2 protein-coding genes and 1 pseudogene are annotated in these 3,661 nt (G+C 66.4%); all 3 read right to left on the reverse strand.

The features are described from left to right. On the reverse strand, window positions 1-276 hold a 276-nt coding region (locus tag FZ983_RS33805), incomplete at its 3' end, for a biotin/lipoyl-containing protein (protein ID WP_348771093.1). A gap of 40 nt (window positions 277-316) precedes the next feature. After that, entirely contained in the window at window positions 317-3,271 is a 2,955-nt protein-coding gene (locus FZ983_RS33810) for a 2-oxoglutarate dehydrogenase E1 component (RefSeq protein WP_149229089.1), read from the reverse strand. A 293-nt stretch (window positions 3,272-3,564) separates the two neighbouring features. Continuing rightward, window positions 3,565-3,661: pseudogene (locus FZ983_RS34960) on the reverse strand (succinate--CoA ligase subunit alpha); the annotation flags it as partial.

Consider the following 3,661-nt stretch of genomic DNA (forward strand, 5'->3'; position numbering starts at 1 on the left):
GGCGGGAGCGGCAGCCGCCGGGGCGGCGCCGGCGCTGGCGCCCTCGTTGATGACGCCCAGCAGGGCGCCGACCTCGACGTTCGCACCTTCCGCGGCGACGATTTCCGCCAGCACGCCGGCGGCCGACGCGTTCACCTCAAGCGTGACCTTGTCGGTCTCCAGCTCGACCAGCGCCTCGTCCATGGCGACGCTGTCGCCGGCCTTCTTCAGCCAGCGGGCGACCGTCGCCTCGGAGACGGACTCACCCAGCGTGGGGACCTTGATGTCGGTAGCCATTTCTTTTCCTCGTTTGTCTTCTTGTTCGCTTGGGTGATGGTCAGCGGACCGTCAGGGCTTCGTCCAGGAGCTTGGCCTGCTCCTGGTTGTGGCGCTTCAGCAGGCCGGTCGCCGGCGAGGCGGTGGCCGGGCGGCCGACATAGGACGGACGGGCGGCCTTGTGGCCGACATCCTTCAGCACGGCTTCCAGGCGGCGGTCGGCGAAGAACCAGGCGCCCTGGTTCTCCGGCTCTTCCTGGCACCAGACCAGCTCGGCGTTCGGATACTTGGCGAACTCGGCCGCCAGCGCGTCCTTCGGGAACGGATAGAGCTGTTCCAGGCGCAGGATGACGACGTCCTTGATGCCGCGGCTCATGCGCTCCTGCAGCAGGTCGTAATAGACCTTGCCGGAGCAGACGACGATGCGGCGGATCTTGTCGTTGGCGGCCAGATCGTTGGCGGTCTCGCCCAGCACGCGGTGGAAGCTGCTGCCCGGACCCATCTCCGACAGGTCGGAGATGCACAGCTTGTGGCGCAGCAGCGACTTCGGCGTGAACAGGACCAGCGGCTTGCGGAAGCTGCGGCGGATCTGGCGGCGGAAGACGTGGAACAGGTTGGCCGGCGTCGTCACGTTGCAGATCTGCCAGTTGTCCTCGGCGCACATCTGCAGGAAGCGTTCCGGACGGGCGGACGAGTGTTCCGGACCCTGGCCCTCGTAGCCGTGCGGCAGCAGCATCACCAGGCCGGACATGCGCAGCCACTTGGACTCGCCCGACGAGATGAACTGGTCGATGATGGTCTGCGCGGTGTTGGCGAAATCGCCGAACTGCGCTTCCCACAGGACCAGATTGTGCGGCTCTGCCAGCGAATAGCCGTACTCGTAACCGACGACCGCGGCTTCCGACAGCGGGCTGTCATGGACCTCGAAGGTCGCCTGATCCGGGCTGACGTGGCAGAGCGGGATGTACTTCTCTTCGGTGTTCTGGTCGTACATCACCGCATGGCGGTGCGAGAAGGTGCCGCGGCCGGAATCCTGGCCCGACAGGCGGACGCCGGTGCCCTCGGCGACCAGCGTGCCGTAGGCCAGCGCCTCGGCGGTCGCCCAGTCGATGCCTTCGCCCGATTCGAGCGTCTTCTTCTTGGCTTCCAGCTGGCGCGCGATCTTGGAGTTGATCGCGAAGTCCTTCGGGTACTCGCAGAGCTTGAAGCCGATTTCCTTCAGCTTGGCGATGTCCACGCCGGTTTCGCCGCGGTGGGGCGAATCGGCACCCTGCGCCTGCAGGCCGGCCCACTTGCCTTCCAGCCAGTCGGCCTTGTTCGGCTTGTAGGTGCTGGACGCCTCGAACTCACCCTCCAGCTTCTTCATGAAGTCCTGGGTGATCTGGTCGCCCTCGGCCTGGGTGATGACGTTCTCGCTCACCAGCTGCTTGGCATACAGCTCGCGCGTGGTCGCGTGGGCACGGATGTTCTTGTACATGATGGGCTGGGTGAAGCCCGGCTCGTCGCCCTCGTTGTGGCCGTGGCGGCGGTAGCAGACCATGTCGATCACGACGTCCCGCTTGAACTTCTGGCGGAACTCGATGGCGATGCGGCTGACATGCACGACGGCTTCGGGATCGTCGCCGTTCACGTGGAAGATCGGCGCCTGCACCATCTTGGCCATGTCGGAGCAGTACACGCCCGACCGCGAATAAGTCGGGTTGGTGGTGAAGCCGATCTGGTTGTTGATGATGAAGTGCATGGTGCCGCCGGTGCGGTAGCCGCGCAGCTCCGACAGGCCCAGCGTCTCGGCCACGATGCCCTGGCCGGCGAAGGCGGCGTCGCCGTGGATCAGCACGCCCATCACCTGCTCGCGCTCCAGGTCGCGGCGCTGCTGCTGCTTGGCGCGCACCTTGCCCAGCACGACCGGGTTGACCCATTCCAGGTGGGACGGGTTGGCGGTCAGCGACAGGTGGACGATGTTGCCGTTGAAGTCGCGGTCCGACGAGGTGCCGAGATGGTACTTCACGTCGCCCGAACCCTGGACGTCCTGCGGGCTCGACGGGTTGCCCTGGAACTCCGAGAAGACGGCGGAGAAGGGCTTGCCCATGAAGTTGGTCAGCACGTTCAGACGGCCGCGGTGGGCCATGCCGACGACGACTTCTTTGAGGCCGAGCTGGCCGCCGCGCTTCAGGATCTGCTCCAGCGCGGGGATCATCGACTCGCCGCCCTCAAGGCCGAAGCGCTTGGTGCCGGTGTATTTCAGCTGCAGGAACTTCTCGAAGCCCTCGGCCGCGGTCAGACGCTCAAGGATGGCGCGCTTGCCGTTCACCGTGAAATCGGTGTGGTTGCGGCCGCCCTCGATGCGCTCCTGGATCCAGGCCTTCTCTTCAGGGTCCTGGATGTGCATGAACTCGACGCCGATCGTCCCGCAATAGGTCTTGTGCAGGATTTCGAGGATCTGGCGCAGGGTCGCCGTTTCCAGGCCGAGCGAGTAGTTCAGGAAGATCGGACGGTCGAGGTCGCCCGGGCCGAAGCCGTAGGTCGCCGGATCCAGTTCCGGGTGCGGCTCGCGCTTTTCCAGGCCCAGCGGGTCGAAATGGGCGTTCATGTGGCCGCGGACGCGGAAGACGCGGATCAGCATCAGGGCGCGGATGCTGTCCAGCGTGGCGGCGCGCAGCTGCTGCGGGCTGATGCCGCCATAGACCTGCTGGGCGTGGGCCAGCATGGCGCCGTTGCCCGGACCGTTCATCGCGGCGGCGGCGCCATTGCCGGCGGCACCGTTGGGAGCGGAGACGATGAAGCTCTCGGCGACCGGGTCGCGCTTGGCCTTGGGGTCCTCCAGATCGGACACGGTCCAGGACGCGCCGCGCAGCTCGTCCAGGACGGCGCGCGAATCCTCGTCCAGATCCTGGAAGAAGCTGTTCCAGCTGGGATCGACGGCGGCCGGGTTGGACAGATAGCTGGCGTAGAGCTCGGCGACGTAACCGGCGTTCGAGCCGAAGAGGAACGAGGTCTGTTCCAGATTTGCCGACATGGTTTCACCTCGGGCGTGGACCCGGGTCCCTGTGGGAGAATTTCGTGTGGATGAAGGGGACGGGGTTGGATCCCCATGTGCAAACGCCGACGGATGAGCGCCGACGACGAAGGCCGGCGGCGCGAAAGACGCTCCGTCGACGCTTGCATATGGGTCCCCAGGACCGTCCGTCCAAGAGGGCCGCCCGGAGGTGCGAGGGGCGGCGGGCGGGGCACCGCAGCGTCCCGCCCGTCTTCCTCTCCTTCAAAGGCGCAAGGCCGCGGACGCCGCGGTGAGGCGGCGTCCGCAGGCGATCAGCCCTTGAACACCTTCAGCATGGTGGAGCCCAGGCTGGCGGGGCTGTCGGCGACGGCGATGCCGACCGACTTCATGAAGTCGATCTTGAAGTCG

The organism is Azospirillum sp. B21 (genome assembly GCF_008364825.1).
Classification (GTDB): domain Bacteria; phylum Pseudomonadota; class Alphaproteobacteria; order Azospirillales; family Azospirillaceae; genus Azospirillum.

Excerpts from the sequence above, each read along its gene's own strand:
- FZ983_RS33810 (WP_149229089.1), bottom strand. The coding sequence starts at position 3,271 with ATGTCGGCAAATCTGGAACAGACCTCGTTCCTCTTCGGCTCGAACGCC.